The organism is Candidatus Tenderia electrophaga (assembly GCA_001447805.1).
Taxonomy (GTDB): Bacteria; Pseudomonadota; Gammaproteobacteria; order Tenderiales; family Tenderiaceae; genus Tenderia; species Tenderia electrophaga.
In genome coordinates this window covers 3,433,003-3,451,593 of record CP013099.1, presented here as the reverse complement: position 1 = coordinate 3,451,593, position 18,591 = coordinate 3,433,003, and the positions used below count along the sequence as shown (strand labels likewise).

Here is an 18,591-nt window from a genome sequence, read left to right as displayed (position 1 = left end):
CTCTGATAAGCGTAGGACATCTAATAACGCTTAATTAGGGAGATATCACCATGTTCAAACGCATTACCTACTTTACCTATGGCGTCGTCTGTTACGCCCTCTTCTTCGCTACCTTTCTCTACGCCATCGGCTGGGTCGGCAACCTGTTCGTGCCCACCTCCATCGACGCCCCGCGCACGGCGGGACAAACGCTGGCGGATGCCCTGCTCATCAACATCCTGCTATTGACCCTGTTCGCCGTGCAGCACAGCGTCATGGCGCGACCGGCCTTCAAACGGGCCTGGACCCGCATCGTGCCCACGCCGCTGGAGCGCAGTACCTATGTGCTGTTTTCCAGCGCCGCCCTGATCGCCCTGTTTTACTGGTGGCAGCCGCTGGGCGGTGTGATCTGGCGGGTGCAGCACCCCGTCGGCGCCGGCCTGTTGTTGAGCGGTTTCCTGTTGGGTTGGATGGTGGTGCTGGTCTCCACCTTCCTCATCAATCACTTCGACCTGTTCGGGCTGCGCCAGGTGTGGTTATACCTTGTGGGTAAACCGTACCAGCCGCTGGCCTTCAAGACCCCCTGGCTCTATAAATATGTGCGCCATCCGCTCTATGTGGGCTGGTTGCTGGCCTTCTGGTGCACCCCCACCATGACCGCCGCCCATCTGTTGTTCGCACTCATGACCACGGCCTACATCCTGGTGGCCATCCGCCTCGAAGAGCGTGATCTGGTCAAGGCCCATGTGGAGTATGAAGACTATCGCCGCCGGGTGCCCATGTTGGTGCCGCGCCTCAAGAGCACTGAGCCGGGCAGGCCCGACTACGCCGGCGACAACGCATAATTAACAGAGGAGACACATCATGGCCATCGTTGCACCGCAACACTTCGACACCGACACCCTGCGCCAGCAGGTGGAACAGACCTATGAGCAAGTGGCGCGTCGCCCCCAGGGCGAGTACCACTTCCACCGCGGTCCGGAATACGCCGTCACCTATCTGGGCTACGACGCGCAAGAGCTGGACCAATTGCCGCAGGAGTCCACGGCCCGTTTTGCCGGGGTGGGCAATCCCATTGCCATCGGTCCCATCCACCCCGGCGAGACCGTGCTGGACCACGCCTGCGGCGCCGGCATGGACCTGCTGCTGGCGGCGCGCCGCGTCGGTCGCGACGGCCAGGCCATCGGCGTGGACATGACCCCGGCCATGCGTGAATGCGCCGCCGCGGCGGCGGAGATGGCCGGGTTGAGCAACATCGTCGAGATCCGCGCCGGGGTGTTCGAGAATCTACCGCTGGAAAATGAGACGGTGGATGTGGTCCTGTCCAACGGCGTGCTCAACCTGGCGCCGGACAAGCGCAAGGTCTTTCAGGAGATCAAGCGGGTCCTCAAACCGGGCGGCCGCCTGCACCTGGCCGATGTCATCGTGCAACGCGAGCTGAGCGATGCGGCGCGCCAGGATCCGGACATCTGGGCCGCCTGCATCGGCGGCGCCCTGGTGGAGCCGGAGCTGGCGCAACTGGCGCAGCAGACGGGGTTCGAGGACGGGCACATCGTACGCCGCTTCAATTGTTTTCAAGGCACCAGCGCCGAACACAAAGTCTCCAAGGACCTGTTCGTGCACTCGGTCAACTTCTTCGCCCGCAAGCCTTAGCGTTACCCGCCCAACCCTCTCCCCTTTCTGGGGGGAGGGAATATAAATACAAATTATTCTGAAAGCGAAAGCACGGCCTTCACATTGGCACGGGTCACCTGCGCCACCCGTTCTACATCCTCCTCGCGCAACGAGGCGAACACCTCGAGATAATGGGGCAGATACTGGGGACTGTTGCGCCGGCCGTGACAGATATCTCCCGACATATCCGGCGCATCGGTCTCCAGCACCATGGCCTCTAAAGGTAACGCTTCCACCAGTCCACGCAGTTTGCGCGAGCGTTCGTAGGTGATCATGCCGCCGAAGCCCAGCTTGAAACCCAGATCCATATATTCCTGCGCCTGCTGCAGGCTGCCGTTGTAGGCGTGCATGATGCCACCCTGCGTGAACTTGCCGTCCTTCAAGGCCTTCAGGACCTCATTGTGGGCCTTGCGCACATGCACGATCACCGGCATTGCGGCCGCCTGGGCAATGGCCAACTGGGCCTCGAACAGTTCGATCTGGCGTTCCCGGTGCGGATTGTCGATATAAAAATCCAGCCCGATCTCCCCCACCGCCACCAAGTCGGGCTCATCGGCCAGGCGCTGTTCCAGCTGCTCGAGATGGGCCTGGCGGTGGTCCCGGATGTAGTAGGGATGCAGCCCCAGGGCGGGATAGAGACCCTCATGCCGACGACACACCTGCAGCAGGCGCGCCCAGGTGGCGGCGCTGATGCCGGGCACCACGATGCTGTTGACCCCCTGCTCACGACAGGCGGCCAGCACCGCCTCGCGGTCCGTGTCGAAATCTTCCACATCCAGGTGACAATGACTGTCGATGATCTCCATGGCTCGATTCTACGCCCGGCGCCTGCCAGCGCAACAGGGTTTGGTGTATCATGACGGCCGCAGCAAACAGCCGCTTTCACGCCGATGAATCGCAAAAAACCACACGACGCCCTCTACGCCAATCCTCACGAACAACTCGTGGATTTCGAATTCAACGAGGCGGTGGCGCGCGTCTTTCCGGACATGATCCGCCGCTCGGTGCCCGGCTACGGCACCCTGATCACCCTGCTCGGCCTGCTGGCCGAGGAATACGCCCGGCCCGGCAGTAACATCTATGACCTGGGCAGTTCACTGGGCGCGGCTACCCTGGCCATGCGCCGCCGCATCCCCCACCACGATTGCCGCATCATCGCGGTGGACAACTCGGCGGCCATGGTGGAACGCTGCCGCAGCCATGTCGCCGAAGACCTCTCGCCCATCGAGGTGGAGACGCGCTGCGCCGACATCCGCGACATCGAATTCCAGAACGCCTCGATCGTGGTGCTCAATTTCACCTTGCAGTTTCTGCCGCCGCGGGAACGCACGCCGCTGCTACAAAAGATCCATGCCGGCCTGTTGCCCGGCGGCGCGCTGGTGCTGTCGGAAAAGATCGCCTTCGCAGACGCCGGCGACGCGCAGCTGCTGGACAGGCTGCACCTGGCCTTCAAAAAGGCCAACGGCTACAGCGCGCTGGAGATCAGCCAGAAACGCTCGGCGCTGGAAAACGTACTCGTCCCCGAAACCCTGCCGCAGCATCACCAACGCTTAAAGGAAACGGGTTTTCGGCACAGCCACAGCTGGTTTCAGTGTATGAACTTCGCGTCAATTCTCGCCGTGAAATGATCGACTTCACGCCGCTGTACCAAAGACTGGACGACACGCCGCTGGCGCCACTCGCCGAGGCCCTGCCCGGCTTGCTGCAACAACGCTTCAGCGCCAGGCGTCACGGCGACCTGCCGCGCTGGTTGGCAGCCCTGGAAGGCTTGCCCAGCGTCCAACCCAGCGGCGTCGATCTCAATGCCGCCGCCGTGACGGTAGGCGACGCCGCGAGCGTTTCGCCCGACACGCGCCAACAGATCGAGGCGGGGCTGCGCCAGCTCATGCCCTGGCGCAAGGGGCCCTTTTCCATCCACGGCGTAGAGATTGACACCGAATGGCGCTCGGACTGGAAATGGGACCGCCTCAAGGATCACATCCAGCCCCTGGCCGGCCGCCGCGTGCTGGACGTGGGCTGCGGCAGCGGTTACCACTGCTGGCGCATGGCCGGCGCAGGGGACGAGCTGACCATCGGTATCGATCCCTCGCCCCTGTTCGTGATGCAGCATCAGGCCGTCAGCCATTTCCTCGGCGCCCACGGCACCTTCGTGCTGCCCTTGGGGATTGAACACCTGCCAGCGCGGCTGGCGGCCTTTGACACGGTGTTCTCCATGGGCGTGCTCTACCACCGCCGCTCACCACTGGACCATTTGATCGAACTGCGCGACGCCCTGCGCCACGGCGGCGAACTGGTGCTGGAGACCTTGGTCATCGAAGGCGCTGCGGGCGCGAGCCTAATGCCCGAGGGCCGCTACGCCAAGATGCGCAACGTCTGGTTCATCCCCAGCTGTGCCACCCTGGCGTTGTGGCTGCGGCGTGCCGGCTTCCGCGATATCCGGCTGGTAAACGTGGACGTCACCTCCACGGCGGAGCAACGCAGCACGTCTTGGATGCAGTTCGAATCCCTGGCCGATTTTCTCGATGCGCAGGCCCCCGGCCGCACCGTGGAGGGTTATCCCGCCCCGCGACGTGCCATTTTCACCGCCACCCGACCGTAGCCCCGGCCCGCCGTTCTGCAAAATGCGGCGCACATGCCGATGTCTTACAATGAAGGTCCAGTGGCGCAAACACTAAGGTTCTGACATGAGTGAGCAACAATTCCAGATCGTGGTCAACGGCTCTCTGGTTGAGGGGGCCGCGCCGGCACAGGTGAAACAGAACATCGCCACCCTGTTCAAGACCTCGCTCGATAAGGTGGCACCCATGTTCTCCGGCCGCACGCTGGCGGTCAAGAAAGGGCTGGACCGGGAGACGGCGCAGAAATACCAGTCCGCCATCATCAAGGCCGGACTGGCGGCGGCCATCGCCCCCATGGCAACGGCATCCGCGGCGCCGCAGGCGGCCGACTCAAAGGCCCCTGCCGAGTCGGGCTTCGACGCCTCCCTGGCCGCCGCCGGCAGCATCATGGACGAGGCCCCAGCGCCGTCGGCGCCGGAGATCGATACCAGCGGCCTGGACGTGGCCGCGGCCGGCACGGACCTGGATCAGCAGACCCCCGCCGCCGAGCCCGACATCGACACCGGCCGCCTCTCCATGGGTGAACTGGGCGAGGATGTCAGCGAGCCTCAGGCCGTGCCCGAGCCGGATATCGACATCAGCGACCTGAGTATGGGCGCCGTCGGCGAGGACGTCACCGAGCACGAAGAGGTGCCGCAAGCCGACATCGACACCAGCGCGCTGAGCATGGGCGAGGTGGGCGAGGACGTCACCGAGCACGCAGAGGTACCACCCGCCGAGATCGACACCGGCACGCTGAAGCTGGACGAACCCCCAAAATAGTTGGCGCTTTTTAGCCGCGGGATTGGGGTAAAATTGACCCCGACAAACCCACTCCCGACGCCAAGATCATGAGCAAGACACTGACCGAAGCCGCCAAGGGTCGCGGCGCCCTCGGCAATCCCGACAACCGTTTCGAGCACCACAGCCGCGAGTCGGTGGACGACGGCTGGGATAATCTGGAGCAGCCGCCCGAGCGCATCCGCACCACCCTGACCGTGGACAGCGCCAAGACGGTGATCAGCTACAACCGCTCGCCCGACGTGCCCTTCGACCGCTCCATCAACCCCTATCGCGGCTGCGAGCACGGCTGCGTCTATTGTTTCGCCCGGCCGACGCACGCCTGGCTGGGGCTGTCGCCCGGCCTGGATTTCGAGAGCCGGCTATTCTACAAACCCGACGCCGCCGCGCTGCTCAGAACAGAGCTCAACAAAAAGAATTACCGCTGCGCGCCCATTGCCCTGGGCATCAATACCGATGCCTACCAACCGGTGGAGCGCAAGCTCGGACTCACCCGTGAACTGCTCAAGGTGCTGTTGGAGTACCGCCACCCGGTCACCCTGGTCACCAAATCCGCCCTCGTCGAACGCGACCTGGACCTGCTCACCGAACTCGCCGATCACGGCCTGATCCAGGTGGCGCTCTCCATCACCACCCTGGAGCGCAGCCTGTCGACGCGGCTGGAACCGCGCGCCGCCGCCCCCGAACGGCGCTTGCAGACCGTGGCCAAACTGAGCGCGGCGGGCATCCCCACCAGTGTCATGGTGGCGCCGCTGATACCGGTACTCACCGACCACGAGCTGGAGGATATTCTGAGCGCGGCGCGCCAGGCCGGCGCCGGCTGGGCCGGCTATGTGCTGCTGCGCCTGCCCCACGAGGTGAAGGAATTGTTTAAGGGCTGGCTGAGCGAACACGCGCCGCTCAAGGCCGAGCACATCATGAAGCGCATCCGCGACTGTCGCGGCGGCCAGGAATATCAGGCCGAATTCGGCACGCGCATGCGCGGCGAAGGGGTGTTCGCCGAGCTGCTCAAGAAACGTTATCGCCTGGCCATGAAGCGGCTGGCCTTTGCCGGCCTGCCGGAGTTGAATACGACGGCGTTCCGACAAGCGGCGGATGTCAAACCGCAGCTGTCGCTATTCTAGGCGCCTGCCGGGGCGTGTTAACGCCGCGTGAAACCCCGATAACCGCTCAGGAACCGGGCCATGCCTTCGCGCTCAAACCACGCCACATCCCAGTCACGCGCCTCCAGCCGACCTTTATATCGATCTTTAAAGACATAGACCTGGGCCTCGACGTCGCCACCCTCTAGTAGCGCGACGCTGGCCGTTGCACGGCGATAGTCATTACCTTCAAAACGGTCCAGCCGTATGAGATCGGCGGTTTGGATATGGAAATAGATCCGGCCGCGGACCGAGTCCGTCGCATCGGCATCCACCAGCGCCGGGTAGATTTCGCCTTTGATGCAGCGCCGGGCAAAGCCTCGCACCTCAGCGACGGCATTGCGGTAATCGCCCGCCACCACTGCGCCCCAGACCGGGTCGAACATCAACGAGCCATAGGTGAATACATGCATAGCGGGCATCTTACACCGCCCGGGATTAATCGGACATGGCCACGGTCTGCGCCAGCGCAGGCAATGCGTCCTCTTCGGGTTGGTAGGGGCGTGTAATGCTCTTGATGCGGGTAATCCACTTGATGCGATTGGCCAAGTCCTTCATATAGGCCACATCACGAAACGGACCGGCCATGACCCGGCACCTATCGCCCGCGCATGCGCTGCTCACCGGCACGCCCAGCTCCTCCAATTGCAGCATCAGTTTGCGCGCGCTGGCGTAGCGCTTGAAGGTGGCCAGCTGCAACTGCCAGCGCCGCGGCTGGCTCACTTGGCCGCGCAAGCGGGCCACCGGGCTGGCGATGCCCGCGGCTCGTTCGCCGGTCATGCGGATACGCTGCCAGTCGGCCGACCACAGCATGTCGGGGATAATGGCGCTCACCTTGTTCACCAGGGCGGCCAGATTGAGCCCGCCGCGCACGCCGTCCGGTTTGTGGATCTCGAAATACAACAGGCCGTTGCGATAGCCGTATTTGAAGGCGTCATCGACGATGCGCACCGGGGTGTCCTTATTGGCCCGGTGCACCAGCACCGCCATGTCTTCGGGGTACAGACGAATACTGCCGCGGCTGACCACCATGCCGATGCTATAGGCTTCGTTGGTGCCGTGAATCATATAGCCGCCGCCGTCGAGCACCAGGGCGTATTCACCCAAGGGATTTGTCGCTCCGGGCGGCACCACTGCCGGCAGCGATGGATTGGCGGCCCGGGCCGCGGCGGGCACGTCCCAGCTCGGTTTGCGCAGCCGCTGATCGATAGCAAAACTGCCGCGCCGGGCGCCGCCTTCCGGCCCCACACTGACCGGATAGGTACTCACCAGGGCCGGCCCCTCTGGCGGATATTGATAGTGATACAGGCGCTGCTCGGCGAGATTGACCACAATACCGCGGCGCGCGCCGGCGGGCAGCACGAAGCGGGTCGGGATGACGACGCGCCGCCCCGCCTCAAGCCTGGTCGGGTCGAGGATGTCGGGATTGGCCGCCTTGATCTGGGCGTAACCCACATCGTATTGGCGGGCCAGCGTGAGCAGGGTATCGGAGGCCTGGGCGCGGGCGTATTGCACCTGGCCGATGACGTCGTCTGTGTCGGGCAGCACATAGGTCACCGCCCCGGCGGGAGCGGCGCCGCACAGCAGCACGGCGCCCAGCCAATAGCGTACAGCCGTCAATTTAGCGATTGATTTCAGAAGCTTATACGACATCCGGGCAAGCCACTCACCACAGTAAAATCCACATTCTTACAATAAGTTACGGCAGAAATGGGGAAAAATTGAGCCGCCGCCAGGCGCGTTTCCCACCACCGCGCGTCACGAGACGGGCCAGGGGGGGCGGACAGGCGGCGGCGCGGACGATTGGAGTGCGGCACCGAAACGGCCGATATGCAAACAGGCAATTAACGACGGCGTGACGCTTTCTCAAGGATGGTCGGCAGCAGCTCATGAATCCCAGCACCTTACTCGGCATGCTACTGGGTATCGCCCTGGCCGCCGTGGTCATGTTCAGCGACGGCACCAATTTGGCGCTGTTCTGGAACGGCCACGGCCTGGCCATCGTGCTCGGCGGCACCCTCGCCGCCACCCTGATCAGCTATCCCCTGCACGAAGTAGTGCGCGTGTTGCACGTGTTTATCGTGGTGCTGCGCAACGAGCGTCTCTACGAACGCGAGGATCTGGACGAATTGGTGGAGACGGCGCGCATCAGCTTCAGCGGCAACCTGGCCGCACTGGAAGATGAGCTGGATAAGATCAGGAACCCCTTTCTCAAGACCGGCCTGCAATTGGTCATCGACGGCAGTCCGCTAGAGGATATTCTCGACCTGCTGCAGTGGCGCATCGCCCGCCTCAAGGCCAAAGAGCGCGCCGAGGCCCAGCTATTCCGCAGCATGGCCGTGTTCGCCCCGGCCTTCGGCATGACCGGCACGCTGATCGGGTTGATCAATATGATGAGCACCATGGAAAGCGGTGATTTCGCCGTTATCGGCGCCAGCATGGCGGTGGCCCTGGTGACCACCTTCTACGGCATCCTGTTGGCCAATCTCATTTTCAAACCCATCGCCACCAAGTTGGAGCGACGCACCGAGCGGCGCGTCATGCTGATGCAAATGGTGCTTGAGGGCATCACCCTGATCAGCCAGCACCGCTCACCGGCCTATATCCGCGCCACCCTGGAATCGTTCTGCGCCGACTACCGCGACGAGATCAATCAAGACCGCGCGTCGCCGCCGGCAAAACAGTCCTCATGATCCAGGACGACGAGCCCCAGACCGGCGCAGCCGCCGCCAATGATCCGCCGCCGGCGCCAGTGCGGCGCGACATCGCCTTGGAAGCGGCCGAGCCCGGCGGCCAGGACGATGACAGCTGGATACTCAGCTATGTCGACCTGTTCACCCTGCTGGTGGTGATGTTCGTGGTAATGCTGAGCTTTTCCGCGCCGCGGCAGGAAAACGCCGTGGCCACCCGGGCGGCGGATACCGGCACGGTGAGCGCGCAGGATCAGCTGTTGGCCCGGTTTCAGCAACAACTCGCCGGCCTGGTAGAACAGGGCCAGCTCGCCATCTCCGCGAGTGCTGCGGGGATCAGTCTGCAATTGGAAGAAGAGATCCTGTTCGACAGCGGCACGGCGCGCTTGCTGGGCCAGGGCGAAGCCGTGTTGAACGCACTGGCCCCCGCCCTGATGCGCAGCGGCCAGGCCGTCACCGTGGAAGGCCATACGGACAACCGGCCCATCGCCACCGCCCGCTTTCCGTCCAACTGGGAATTGTCCGGGGCGCGCGCCGCCCAGGTGGTGCGCCATCTCATCCGCCAGGGCCTCCCCGCCGAACGCCTGCGCGCCATCGGCTATGCCGATACCCGACCGGTGGCCGACAACAGCTCGCCGGCGGGGCGGGCGCGCAATCGGCGCGTCACCTTGCTGGTCAAAGCGGCGCAATAAACTATTCGAGCTCGGCCAGACTCGTCTGCGCCAGGGTCTCGATGTCGCTCAGACGCATGCCGGCCTGCTCCAGAAAATCGGTGTCGAAGTCGGCCGGGTTGGCCCAGTAACGCCCCTTCATGCTACAGCGGCCGGCCAGCTTGTGCAGGCCCAGGTCTTCCAGCGCGAAGGCCAGCTGTGTCCACTTGAGCGACAAGCGCTCTTCCTTGTCGATGGATTTGTTGCCGCCCTGTTTCAGGCTGCGCAGATAGACCGTGGTTTCGCGCACCGCCGAGATGACGGCACGCAAGGCCTGTTTCGATTCCTGTTTGCGTTGTTGCTTGGCACGGCGCAGATTGCCCACCCACTGTTTGACGTGGGTGATAATACTTAGCAGTTCCTTTGCGCTCAGTTCGGCCAATGACATGACGCGGTATACAATGATTGTTGAGATTTAGATTATTGCATATACGCGTTCGATAGGCCGGCCGCACATGCGGCAGGCGTGAAAAGCGTCGCTTGCCAGAGGCCGCCGACGCGGCAGGGGATCAATTTCGTGACCTGACTATTGGTCCGGCGCGAACGTGAGGGCGGCCGAATTGATGCAATAGCGCAAGCCGGTGGGCGGTGGACCATCGTTGAAAACATGGCCGAGGTGTGCCTCGCAAGCGGCACAGCGCACTTCGGTACGTTGCATACCGTGGCTGGTATCGCCCTGCTCTTCGACGTTTTGCGCGTCGGCCGGCTGCCAGAAACTGGGCCAACCGCTGCCTGAATCATATTTGTGTTGAGAACTGAACAGCGGCGTCCCGCAACACACACAGCGGTACTGACCTTCCTGTTTAAAATCGTAGTACTCACCACTGAAGGCCAGCTCGGTGCCGGCCTGGCGGGCAATACGATATTGCTCCGGCGTCAGTTGGGCCTGCCATTCGGCATCGGTTTTTGAAATCTTCTTGCTCATAGGTCTCCCGTAATCAGGCGGGCATGTCGGGAATCAACATGCTTTCCAGTCTATGGATCATGTCTTTTAAAAAAAGTTTTCGCTTTTTCATGCGCCGCATTTGCATCTGATCGACATAGGCTTGTTGCTGCAGACTGCCGATGGCGGTGTCCAGATCGCGATGCTCGATCTTAAGCACCGCCAGTTTTTGTTTGATCTGTTCGATCTCTTCCTCGCTCAGACTCATACCCTTCTCGTTAAGGTGAGCAGCGTTTTAACCACAGCAACGCTTATATTTTTTTCCGCTGCCGCAGGGGCAGGGTTCGTTGCGGCCGATCTTCGGCGCCTTGGCCTGCGGCACACTCTCGCCGTCGACGTAGAACCATCGCCCGTCCTCACGCACGAAACGGCTACGCTCGTGTAAATATTGTAGCCGATCGTGTCCGTTAAATTTAGCCATAAACTCGACCCGGCCTTCACTGTCCTGCGCCTCGCCGGCCTCGATGGCGACGATCTCGAGGCCGAACCAGCTGACGTCAGGGCTCAACACCAGCTGCGCGGGGCGGGTATCGGCGTGCCAGGTCTGCAACAGATAGTTGCTATTCCCTAATACAAATGCGCAATAGCGCGAACGCATGAGTTGCTCGGCGCGGGGCGGGTATGCATCACCCTCTATCCAGGCGCCGCAACACTGATCAAATGACCGGCCGGACCCACAAGGACAGGCTTGATTGACGTCATTCATGTGCACAGGTCCGGCGAAAAATATCTGCCAGCTTGCTGGTCGCGGGGCCGATGCGCTCGGGATGACCGGGAATCAGGTACAGCGTGACAAAGCGATGGCGCCCCTCGCGCAGCGGCAGGGGCTTGAGCTGGCCCTGTTCCAGGTAGTCCTGCACCTCGTGCACGGGCACCCAGGCGAAACCGAGTTCGGTCAGCAGGGCCTCCACCGCCTTATCAATGCTGGTGACGCTCCAACGATATTCGGCACCCAACCAACCGGTGTCGCGCTTGATATAAAGTCCGGAGTCGCGAATCACCACCTGCAGTTCGCGGCGCAGATCTTCATGAGTGAGTTCGCGATTGAGGCGGTGCAGGCGGTGCTGGTGATGGGCCACGGCGATAAATTCCACTTCCAGCAACGGGTCGCCCAAATAGCCCTGTGGCACCTGGGCGCCGATGACCAGGTCGGCGCGCCGTTCCAGCAGCGCCTCGTCCGCCCCCGACAACACCACTTCGTTCAGCTGCACCCGGCTGCCGCGACTGAGGGGCACGAATTCTTTCAAGGCTTGCATGAGATAGCCGCTGGGGAAGGCCGCATCCACCACCAGGCGTACCTCGGGCTCCCAACCCTGTTCCAGGTTGTGGGCCAGTGCCTCGAGCTCGGCGGCGTCGGCAAGCAGCGCACGCGAGCGCCGCAACAGGACGTCGCCGGCGGCCGTCAACTTGGCCTTGCGCCCTTCAATCTGCAGCAACTGTACGCCGAGCTGCTGCTGCAGCTTGGCGATGGTATAGCTGATGGAAGATTGGCTGCGATGCAGGTGCTGGGCGGCCTGGGCAAAGCCGTCTTGATCCACCACGGTCTGCAGCGCGCGCCATTGCTCGAGGGTGACTTTGGGGCCCTTCATGGCGAAAAGTATCCAATATTTAGATAATAAATAGCAAGTATTTAGGCTTTAATATCGAAAATATTTGGCCATAATGAGCTTGTAGCGCATTCAACCAAAAGGAGATGGAGAGTATGGAAAAGACAGCCTCACTTATCGGCCGAATATTTTTGGCACATATTTTTCTTATCGCGGGGACCACCAAGATCACTGGTTATGCCGGCACCCAGGGCTATATGGAATCCATGGGCGTGCCCGGCATGTTGCTGCCACTGGTGATTTTAGTGGAAATCGGCGGCGCGTTGGCCTTGATCCTGGGTTGGCAGACACGCTGGGCCGCCTTGGGCCTGGCGGGTTTTACCATCCTCACCGCGTTGTTCTTTCACACCAACTTTGCCGAGCAGACGCAAATGATCATGTTCATGAAGAACATCGCCATGACCGGCGGTCTGCTGTATGTCGCCGCCTATGGCGCCGGGGCCTGGAGCCTGGACGCGCGGCGCGCCCACAAACACGGGCATGGACAGCACAGTCAGTCGCCGGCGATGTAAAGTAGTGCCCCTCTCCTCTCGGGGGAGGGGCGTTTCCACATGATTGTTTATGCCACAAGGAGTCCTCGATGGGGTTATTGATTAAAGGCGAATGGCACGACCAGTGGTACGACACCCAAAAGACCGGCGGCAAATTCGTCCGCAGTGAATCACAGTTTCGCAACTGGGTGACACGCGACGGTGCCCCCGGCCCCAGCGGCCAAGGCGGTTTTAAGGCCGAATCCGGGCGTTATCACTTATATGTTTCCCTGGCCTGCCCCTGGGCGCATCGAACCTTGATCATGCGCACGCTGAAACGCCTGGAACCGCATATCGGCGTCACGGTGGTGGACCCGCACATGCTGGAACACGGCTGGGCCTTTACCGGCAACCTCGGCAGCGACCTGGATAACATCAACGGTCATGACTATCTGCATCAACTTTACACTCACACTCAACCCGACTACAGCGGGCGCGTCACCGTGCCGGTGCTGTGGGATAAGCAAGGACACACCATCGTCAACAACGAGTCTGCGGAGATCATCCGCATGTTTAACGATGCCTTCAGCAGCCTGACAGATGCGGACAACGATTTTTATCCCGAGGCCCTGCGCCGGGACATCGATGAAATCAACGCCTTCGTTTATGAGAACATCAACAACGGCGTCTATCGCTGCGGATTTGCCACCGAGCAAAGCGCCTATGATGAAGCCTTTGAGCAATTGTTCGGCGCGCTCGATGAGCTTGAGGCCAGACTCGCGCGCCAGCGTTATGTGGTCGGCGCGCGCCTCACCGAAGCCGACTGGCGTCTATTCACCACCCTGGTTCGCTTTGACGCCGTGTATTACAGCCATTTCAAATGCAACCAAAGACGTATCGCCGATTATCAAAATCTTGGCGATTATCTACGCGAGCTGTACCAAGTCGGGGGCATTCAAGACACCGTCAACATGACCCATATCAAGCAGCATTACTATTACAGCCAAACAACGGTGAATCCCACCCGGATTGTGCCGCGCGGACCGGCACTGGATTTTATGGCGCCCCATAACCGCGATCGCCTCGACAACACCAAGAAAAGGAAATTCGCATGAACATGTATGAGCAGGGCAATCCCTACACCATCAAAATCGGCCAAGGCGACAGCGCCTATATTTGCCAATGCGGCCACAGCAAGAATGCGCCTTTTTGTGACGGCTCCCATATCGATCATCCGCCGGCGCAACCCTACGAATACGAGGCGACACAGGATGAGACTCTATACGTCTGCGGTTGCGGCAACTCCGGTAACAAACCCTTCTGCGACGGAAGCCACAGCCAGGGATGACGCCTACAAGGCGCCGCAGCCGGAGCAAGCACCATGATCAAAAAACGTAGCGCAACTGAAATGCACGAAGGTGACGGCGTAGTGGTAAAGCGCCTGATGCCCATTCCCGCGTTTCGGAACTTTGACCCGTTCGTGCTGTGGGACGACTTCACCGTCACCCCGGGACACGGGTTTCCGGAACACCCCCACCGTGGTTTTGAGGCCATCACTTATCTATTCAGCGGCTCGATTCGCCACGAAGACAATCTCGGCAACGCTTCGACGGTGCAGAGTGGCGGCGCCCAACGCTTTACCGCGGGCAGCGGACTGGTTCATTCCGAAATGCCGAATGAAGACAATCCCACCCGCGGCATTCAGTTGTGGATTAATCTGCCGCAACGTTTGAAGCAGACCGACCCCGGCTATCAACAAGTCAATCACGACGAGTTCCCCGTCGACGATATCGACGGCGGCCAGGTCAAAACCATTGTCGGCGCGGACTCACCGCTCAATATTTTGACACCTATGCGCTATCTGGAACTGCAGCTCCACGACGGCGCCCATTATACGGCAGCCATTGATGGCGCGATGCGCGGGCTTGTCTACGTGGTCGAGGGCGAGAGTACAATCCAGGGACAGACATTCGTCGCCGCCGATGCGGCCTTCTTCGAAAATGAGAGCGAAATCAAGATTGAGTCCACCGGTCACACCCGCCTGATGCTGTGTTACGGTCAGCCGCATGGCGAACCGATTATTCAGTACGGGCCCTTTGTCGATTAACGCCCGCGACAGGAGAAATGCGCGCTGTCTCTATACGACGGCAATGGCCTCGAAGATCTTGTAACCGGCGATATAGGTCCCGACGACCGAACCCAAACCGGTCAGAAAAAAGACGACAAAGGTATGCGCGACGCGGTTACTCCACCACCCGCCGATACGACAGGCGTCATCACGCAAGCGGCTGAAATCACCCACCCTGGGTTTGCGCAAGAAGCTCTCCACCGCCGCCGATACCACCCCGGCCGAGATGGTGGGATTGAGCGAGGTTAACGGCGCCGCCACAAAGGCGCTGACGATGGTCAGCGGATGGGCCAAGGCGATCAGCGCCCCGATCGCCGCCAGGGTGCCGTTGATCACCACCCACTGTTGCACCATTCCCCAGCCAACGTTGCTGCTTTGGGAAAACCCGATAGCGAAGCCGGTTAGTATCAGCGCCACGATGAGCCAGGGCAGCAGCTTGAGTAGATTGCCCGCCGGCGGCACCTGATCGAGTTGCTGCTGGCATTGTTCGGGTTCGGTGATGTAGCGCTCACCTGTTGTATCCAGGTACTGGCGGATGCCCTTGAGATGACCGGCGCCGACCACCGCCAGGATATGCTTGCAGCCCGAAAACCTGGCCTCTTCAATGAGGCGTGCAGCCATGTACTGATCACGCTCGTCCACCAGGGGTTTATAGATTTCTGCCGAGTGCTCGGCGAACTGGTTGAACGTGGATTCGAGCATGTCACCCCGCTTAAGACGCTCGACCTCTTCTGCCGAAACGCTGCGACGGGCGATGACGCTGGCCAACAGGCCGGCCAAGACCTTGACGCGTTTGAACCAGGGCACATTGCGATAAATACGCTTCATGGTGATACCGACATCACGATCGATCAGCATCAGGGGCAGGTTATGGGCCTCGGCGGACTCGGCGCCGGCGCGCATGTCGGCGCCTACTTCGATGTCGAGTTGATCGGCGATGCGCTTCTGAAACGCCCCCAAGGCCAGGCTGGCCATCACCATAGGTCCCTTGCCCTTGCGCACCACTTGCATGATATCCATGCGACTGATGGCATCGGGATCGGTCAGGGCGTTGAGACGATTTTCACATAACTCCAGGGCTACGCCGTCATACCGACCGGTGGCAATCAGGGATGTGACCGTATCGGCGCTGTTGCGCGATACGTGGGCGGTGCCCAGGATGGTAATGGAGACACCGTCGTGTCCGATGCGGATCAAGGGTTCCGTAGCCGAGGACTCCGGCAGGGCATTGACATCGACCACAGCTTGCGCAATTTCCATAACAAACAATCCCCCTGGGTTGTTGAATGTTCGACGCAATACCGCTGCGTTTGCATGCACTCGCTCTCTTTTATTATTAGCGGCGGGAGCGAGGCGTTCGCCAAGCCCGTCTTGCCCATACCCGGGTTGGTGTCAAATCATCCTGACACAAGCGCTCAAGTAAAGTAAACCTGAGTATTCAAATAAATCAGGCAAGAGGATCAGAATTTATTAGCGCCGCTGTCACTATGCGCGCCGGGCCACGCCGCCAGCCACCCAGCGACGACTGTGAATTTTTTCGTCTTGGAGCGTTATATGCAGGCGTGGCACATGCAGCGCGGCGTGGTCGCACGCCCTGATACGGCGCTTCTGCGGCAATAACGACGAACTTACAAGCTTGGCTTGAAACCTTCCGCCGCGATCACATGTGCTGCGATTCGGGGGTGATCATCGGCTTCGACTGAGTCGAATAGGGTCAGGGTCTCTTTGGCCTGTTTTCCGGACTCATAAACAACCTGGTATTCGAAAATATAATAGCGGCCGCTGAACACGGTATTCACTTCCTCGCGCTTGTATTCAAAGCGCTTTACCGCCCCCAATGACTCGGCGATGTTGTGCAGATGCGAGCGCCAGAACTCCGGCGCACGATTGTCGGAAAACAGTTTCAAGGCGGCGTCGATATCCGTCTGCTGCATGGTCTGGTAGTAACGCTCCGCCACCTGGCGCCCGGCATCGGCGCCCGGCGACCCCATACAGGCCGCGAACAACAAACACACGCAGGCAAGCAATCCGGTCTTCAGATACCCTCCCTCATTGACCATCATTTTGTATCCCTGCGTCATCCGCGAATCCTTTTATAAGAGGGGCAACAAAGCGCTCGTAATTGCGCCAGCGTGACACCGAACCTTTGTAGATGGGCACTTGTATCTGGGCGTGACTGGCGGTAATCACCGCGCGCTCGGTTTGGTAAAACCGCATACAGCGATCATCCCAATCGAGCTCGAGAAAATCAAGCATACGGCGCACCTCGGTCTCAGGATCGCCAACCAGCGTTTCATAATCCACTTCCAGCATCGGGCGCGGCAGATGCTCACGCCAATGCGCCATCACACGGCGATAGTTTTTATAATAGTGCACCAAGTCGTCCAGATCATAGCTATAGGCGTGGGGCCCGGAAAAATCCTGGAAATAGCAGGACAGACAGGTATCAATGGGATTGCGCCGTACATGGATAATCTTGGCATCGGGGAACAGCTTGGTCACCAGGCCCAGGCGAAAAAAATTGCTCGGCATCTTGTCGCTGACATAGCGTTCATCCCCCGTCGCCACGCTGTCCAGGCGCTGCAGATAATGCTCCGCCATGGCATTCATGTCGTCCACGCTCATTGCTGCGGCCTCGTCACGGCCGGCCTCGTCATGCGCGCCCGCCTCCCGGTAGCGACGCAGCAGGGCGGGCAGATCAGTCAGTTCGCCGGCGCCGTATACCTGGGGGTGGGCGGCCAGAATCTGCTCCACCAGACTGGTGCCAGAGCGCGGCATGCCGACGACAAACAAGGGACGATGTCGATCCCGGCGCAGCGTGCCGGTCTTGACCATGGCCGCGGCGGTATAGCGCGACAGGATGGCCGCGACGCTGCGCTGCGCCGCCTCACGATCGTATTGGCCGCGCTTGAAGGCATTAGCGCGCCGGTAATAGGCGAAGGCCCGCTCATATTTTTTATCCGCATCATAGAGGCGCCCCAGCTCGAAACACAGCTGAGACTGCGCCCCCGCGCTGATGTCGGGATGCCCGAGCAAAGTCTCGGCCTGCTTCATGACCCGCCGGCAGGAACCGTCGAGGTGGCACAGGCGGGTATACAGCAGCACCACGCCGCAATGCTGTTTGTGCCTATCAAACAGGGCGCGAATGGCGGCCAAGGCCTGCGCGGATTCGCGCCGCTGGTAGTGGAGGTTGATCAGGCCCAGCTGCGCCTCGATGAACACGGGATTGAGCTGCAGCGCGCGTTGAAAATGCTGTTGCGCCTGATCGATCTCGGTCAATTCATAATGCATCGCGGCGGCCCGGGCATGCAGGCCGGCATCCGCGGGGAATTGCTGCAACAATTGTAGGTATAGGTTCAGGGCATCGCGGAAACGGCTACTGCCGCGCCGGGCATCGCCCAGGGCGAGCATCACCTGCGGCCGCGTGGCACCCAGCGCCACGGCCTGCGACAGATGCTCCGCCGCGCTTTCATAGCCGCCCCTGGCATTATAAATATTCCCCAATGCGGCATGGGCGTCGGCCAGTTGCGGCTTGTAGCTGAGGGCCTTGAGATAAGTTTGGCAGGCGTCGTCCGGCCGCCCCTGCAGTTCCAGTACCTGGCCCAGTCCCAGCCAGGCCTCGGCCAGTTGCGCATCGGCCGCCAGGGATTTGCACATGGCCGCTTCCGCTGCGGCGAGATTACCCAGACGCCCTTCGGTGGTCCCCAGCATGAACCAGGCGGCGGCATCCCCCGGCGCCTGACGGGTAATGTCCCGGTAGCGTTGGCGTGCCTCGTTCAGCCGGTTGCTGTTGAGCAACTCGAGGGCGCGTTGTTTGTTGTGTTCGAGTTCTGCGTCTGACGCGGACATG

Annotated in this window: 23 protein-coding genes; 12 read left to right on the top strand and 11 right to left on the bottom strand. The window is 61.2% G+C overall.

Going from position 1 to position 18,591, the window contains the following annotated elements; translation table 11 throughout:
• The first annotated feature begins 50 nt into the window (after nucleotides 1–50).
• Both Tel_15790 and Tel_15785 read left to right on the top strand, forming a co-directional pair.
• A complete protein-coding gene (locus Tel_15790) occupies nucleotides 51–824 on the top strand; it encodes a hypothetical protein (GenBank protein ID ALP54492.1) in 774 nt (257 codons plus the stop codon).
• Between the two features lie 19 nt (nucleotides 825–843).
• On the top strand, nucleotides 844–1,632 hold the full coding sequence (locus Tel_15785; GenBank protein ALP54491.1) for a methyltransferase type 11: 789 nt from the start codon (nucleotides 844–846) through the stop codon (nucleotides 1,630–1,632).
• A 53-nt stretch (nucleotides 1,633–1,685) separates the two neighbouring features.
• On the opposite strand, the gene Tel_15780 is transcribed toward Tel_15785, so the two are convergent.
• Nucleotides 1,686–2,459 (bottom strand): hypothetical protein, encoded by a 774-nt coding sequence (locus Tel_15780; GenBank protein ALP54490.1) that lies wholly within the window; start codon nucleotides 2,457–2,459, stop codon nucleotides 1,686–1,688.
• A gap of 84 nt (nucleotides 2,460–2,543) precedes the next feature.
• Between Tel_15780 and Tel_15775 the strand changes: the two genes are divergently transcribed.
• From Tel_15775 to Tel_15760, 4 genes are all read left to right on the top strand, one after another.
• Entirely contained in the window at nucleotides 2,544–3,281 is a 738-nt protein-coding gene (locus Tel_15775) for a tRNA (cmo5U34)-methyltransferase (GenBank protein ALP54489.1), read from the top strand.
• A complete protein-coding gene (locus Tel_15770; GenBank protein ID ALP54488.1) occupies nucleotides 3,278–4,252 on the top strand; it encodes a tRNA (mo5U34)-methyltransferase in 975 nt (324 codons plus the stop codon). Before Tel_15775 ends, Tel_15770 begins: the two co-directional genes overlap by 4 nt.
• Before the next feature lie 85 nt (nucleotides 4,253–4,337).
• Nucleotides 4,338–5,033, top strand: a complete 696-nt coding sequence (locus Tel_15765; GenBank protein ALP54487.1) for a hypothetical protein — start codon at nucleotides 4,338–4,340, stop codon at nucleotides 5,031–5,033.
• A 68-nt stretch (nucleotides 5,034–5,101) separates the two neighbouring features.
• Nucleotides 5,102–6,175, top strand: a complete 1,074-nt coding sequence (locus Tel_15760) for a DNA repair photolyase (protein ID ALP54486.1) — start codon at nucleotides 5,102–5,104, stop codon at nucleotides 6,173–6,175.
• Nucleotides 6,176–6,192: 17 nt separating this feature from the next.
• Here Tel_15760 and Tel_15755 read toward each other — a convergent pair whose 3' ends face one another.
• Both Tel_15755 and Tel_15750 read right to left on the bottom strand, forming a co-directional pair.
• Nucleotides 6,193–6,606, bottom strand: coding sequence for a hypothetical protein (locus Tel_15755; protein ID ALP54485.1), 414 nt, complete (start codon nucleotides 6,604–6,606; stop codon nucleotides 6,193–6,195).
• Nucleotides 6,607–6,631: 25 nt separating this feature from the next.
• Complete coding sequence (locus tag Tel_15750) at nucleotides 6,632–7,813, bottom strand: hypothetical protein (protein ALP54484.1); 1,182 nt, start codon at nucleotides 7,811–7,813, stop codon at nucleotides 6,632–6,634.
• Nucleotides 7,814–8,082: 269 nt separating this feature from the next.
• Here Tel_15750 and Tel_15745 point away from each other — a divergent pair, with 269 nt between their 5' ends.
• A complete protein-coding gene (locus Tel_15745; GenBank protein ALP54483.1) occupies nucleotides 8,083–8,886 on the top strand; it encodes a chemotaxis protein MotA in 804 nt (267 codons plus the stop codon).
• Nucleotides 8,883–9,575 carry a hypothetical protein gene (locus tag Tel_15740; GenBank protein ID ALP54482.1) on the top strand — a complete coding sequence of 231 codons (693 nt, stop codon included), beginning with the start codon at nucleotides 8,883–8,885 and terminating at the stop codon, nucleotides 9,573–9,575. The genes Tel_15745 and Tel_15740 overlap by 4 nt, the downstream gene beginning before the upstream one ends.
• 1 nt (nucleotide 9,576) lies before the next feature.
• On the opposite strand, the gene Tel_15735 is transcribed toward Tel_15740, so the two are convergent.
• The 5 genes from Tel_15735 to Tel_15715 form a co-directional block, all read right to left on the bottom strand.
• Complete coding sequence (locus tag Tel_15735) at nucleotides 9,577–9,909, bottom strand: hypothetical protein (GenBank protein ALP54898.1); 333 nt, start codon at nucleotides 9,907–9,909, stop codon at nucleotides 9,577–9,579.
• Nucleotides 9,910–10,119: 210 nt separating this feature from the next.
• Nucleotides 10,120–10,518, bottom strand: a complete 399-nt coding sequence (locus tag Tel_15730; GenBank protein ID ALP54481.1) for a hypothetical protein — start codon at nucleotides 10,516–10,518, stop codon at nucleotides 10,120–10,122.
• Between the two features lie 13 nt (nucleotides 10,519–10,531).
• Nucleotides 10,532–10,744 carry a hypothetical protein gene (locus Tel_15725; protein ID ALP54480.1) on the bottom strand — a complete coding sequence of 71 codons (213 nt, stop codon included), beginning with the start codon at nucleotides 10,742–10,744 and terminating at the stop codon, nucleotides 10,532–10,534.
• 27 nt (nucleotides 10,745–10,771) lie between these two features.
• Nucleotides 10,772–11,242 (bottom strand): hypothetical protein, encoded by a 471-nt coding sequence (locus Tel_15720; protein ID ALP54479.1) that lies wholly within the window; start codon nucleotides 11,240–11,242, stop codon nucleotides 10,772–10,774.
• Nucleotides 11,235–12,125, bottom strand: a complete 891-nt coding sequence (locus Tel_15715; GenBank protein ALP54478.1) for a LysR family transcriptional regulator — start codon at nucleotides 12,123–12,125, stop codon at nucleotides 11,235–11,237. Before Tel_15715 ends, Tel_15720 begins: the two co-directional genes overlap by 8 nt.
• A 113-nt stretch (nucleotides 12,126–12,238) precedes the next feature.
• Here Tel_15715 and Tel_15710 point away from each other — a divergent pair, with 113 nt between their 5' ends.
• The 4 genes from Tel_15710 to Tel_15695 all read left to right on the top strand — a co-directional run bounded on the left by Tel_15710 (nucleotide 12,239) and on the right by Tel_15695 (nucleotide 14,720).
• Nucleotides 12,239–12,655 (top strand): DoxX family protein, encoded by a 417-nt coding sequence (locus tag Tel_15710; GenBank protein ALP54477.1) that lies wholly within the window; start codon nucleotides 12,239–12,241, stop codon nucleotides 12,653–12,655.
• Nucleotides 12,656–12,723: 68 nt separating this feature from the next.
• The gene (locus Tel_15705; protein ID ALP54476.1) at nucleotides 12,724–13,728 is read left to right on the top strand and encodes a glutathionyl-hydroquinone reductase YqjG; all 1,005 of its coding nucleotides are present in this window, start codon (nucleotides 12,724–12,726) and stop codon (nucleotides 13,726–13,728) included.
• A complete protein-coding gene (locus Tel_15700; protein ALP54475.1) occupies nucleotides 13,725–13,961 on the top strand; it encodes a hypothetical protein in 237 nt (78 codons plus the stop codon). The genes Tel_15705 and Tel_15700 overlap by 4 nt, the downstream gene beginning before the upstream one ends.
• A gap of 33 nt (nucleotides 13,962–13,994) precedes the next feature.
• Complete coding sequence (locus tag Tel_15695; protein ALP54474.1) at nucleotides 13,995–14,720, top strand: hypothetical protein; 726 nt, start codon at nucleotides 13,995–13,997, stop codon at nucleotides 14,718–14,720.
• 30 nt (nucleotides 14,721–14,750) lie between these two features.
• Here the strand turns inward: Tel_15695 and Tel_15690 are convergent, their stop codons facing one another.
• From Tel_15690 to Tel_15680, 3 genes are all read right to left on the bottom strand, one after another.
• Nucleotides 14,751–15,965 (bottom strand): conjugal transfer protein TraB, encoded by a 1,215-nt coding sequence (locus Tel_15690; protein ALP54897.1) that lies wholly within the window; start codon nucleotides 15,963–15,965, stop codon nucleotides 14,751–14,753.
• 404 nt (nucleotides 15,966–16,369) lie between these two features.
• Nucleotides 16,370–16,804 (bottom strand): hypothetical protein, encoded by a 435-nt coding sequence (locus Tel_15685; GenBank protein ALP54473.1) that lies wholly within the window; start codon nucleotides 16,802–16,804, stop codon nucleotides 16,370–16,372.
• The gene (locus Tel_15680) at nucleotides 16,791–18,590 is read right to left on the bottom strand and encodes a hypothetical protein (GenBank protein ID ALP54472.1); all 1,800 of its coding nucleotides are present in this window, start codon (nucleotides 18,588–18,590) and stop codon (nucleotides 16,791–16,793) included. Before Tel_15680 ends, Tel_15685 begins: the two co-directional genes overlap by 14 nt.
• Nucleotide 18,591: the final 1 nt, after the last annotated feature.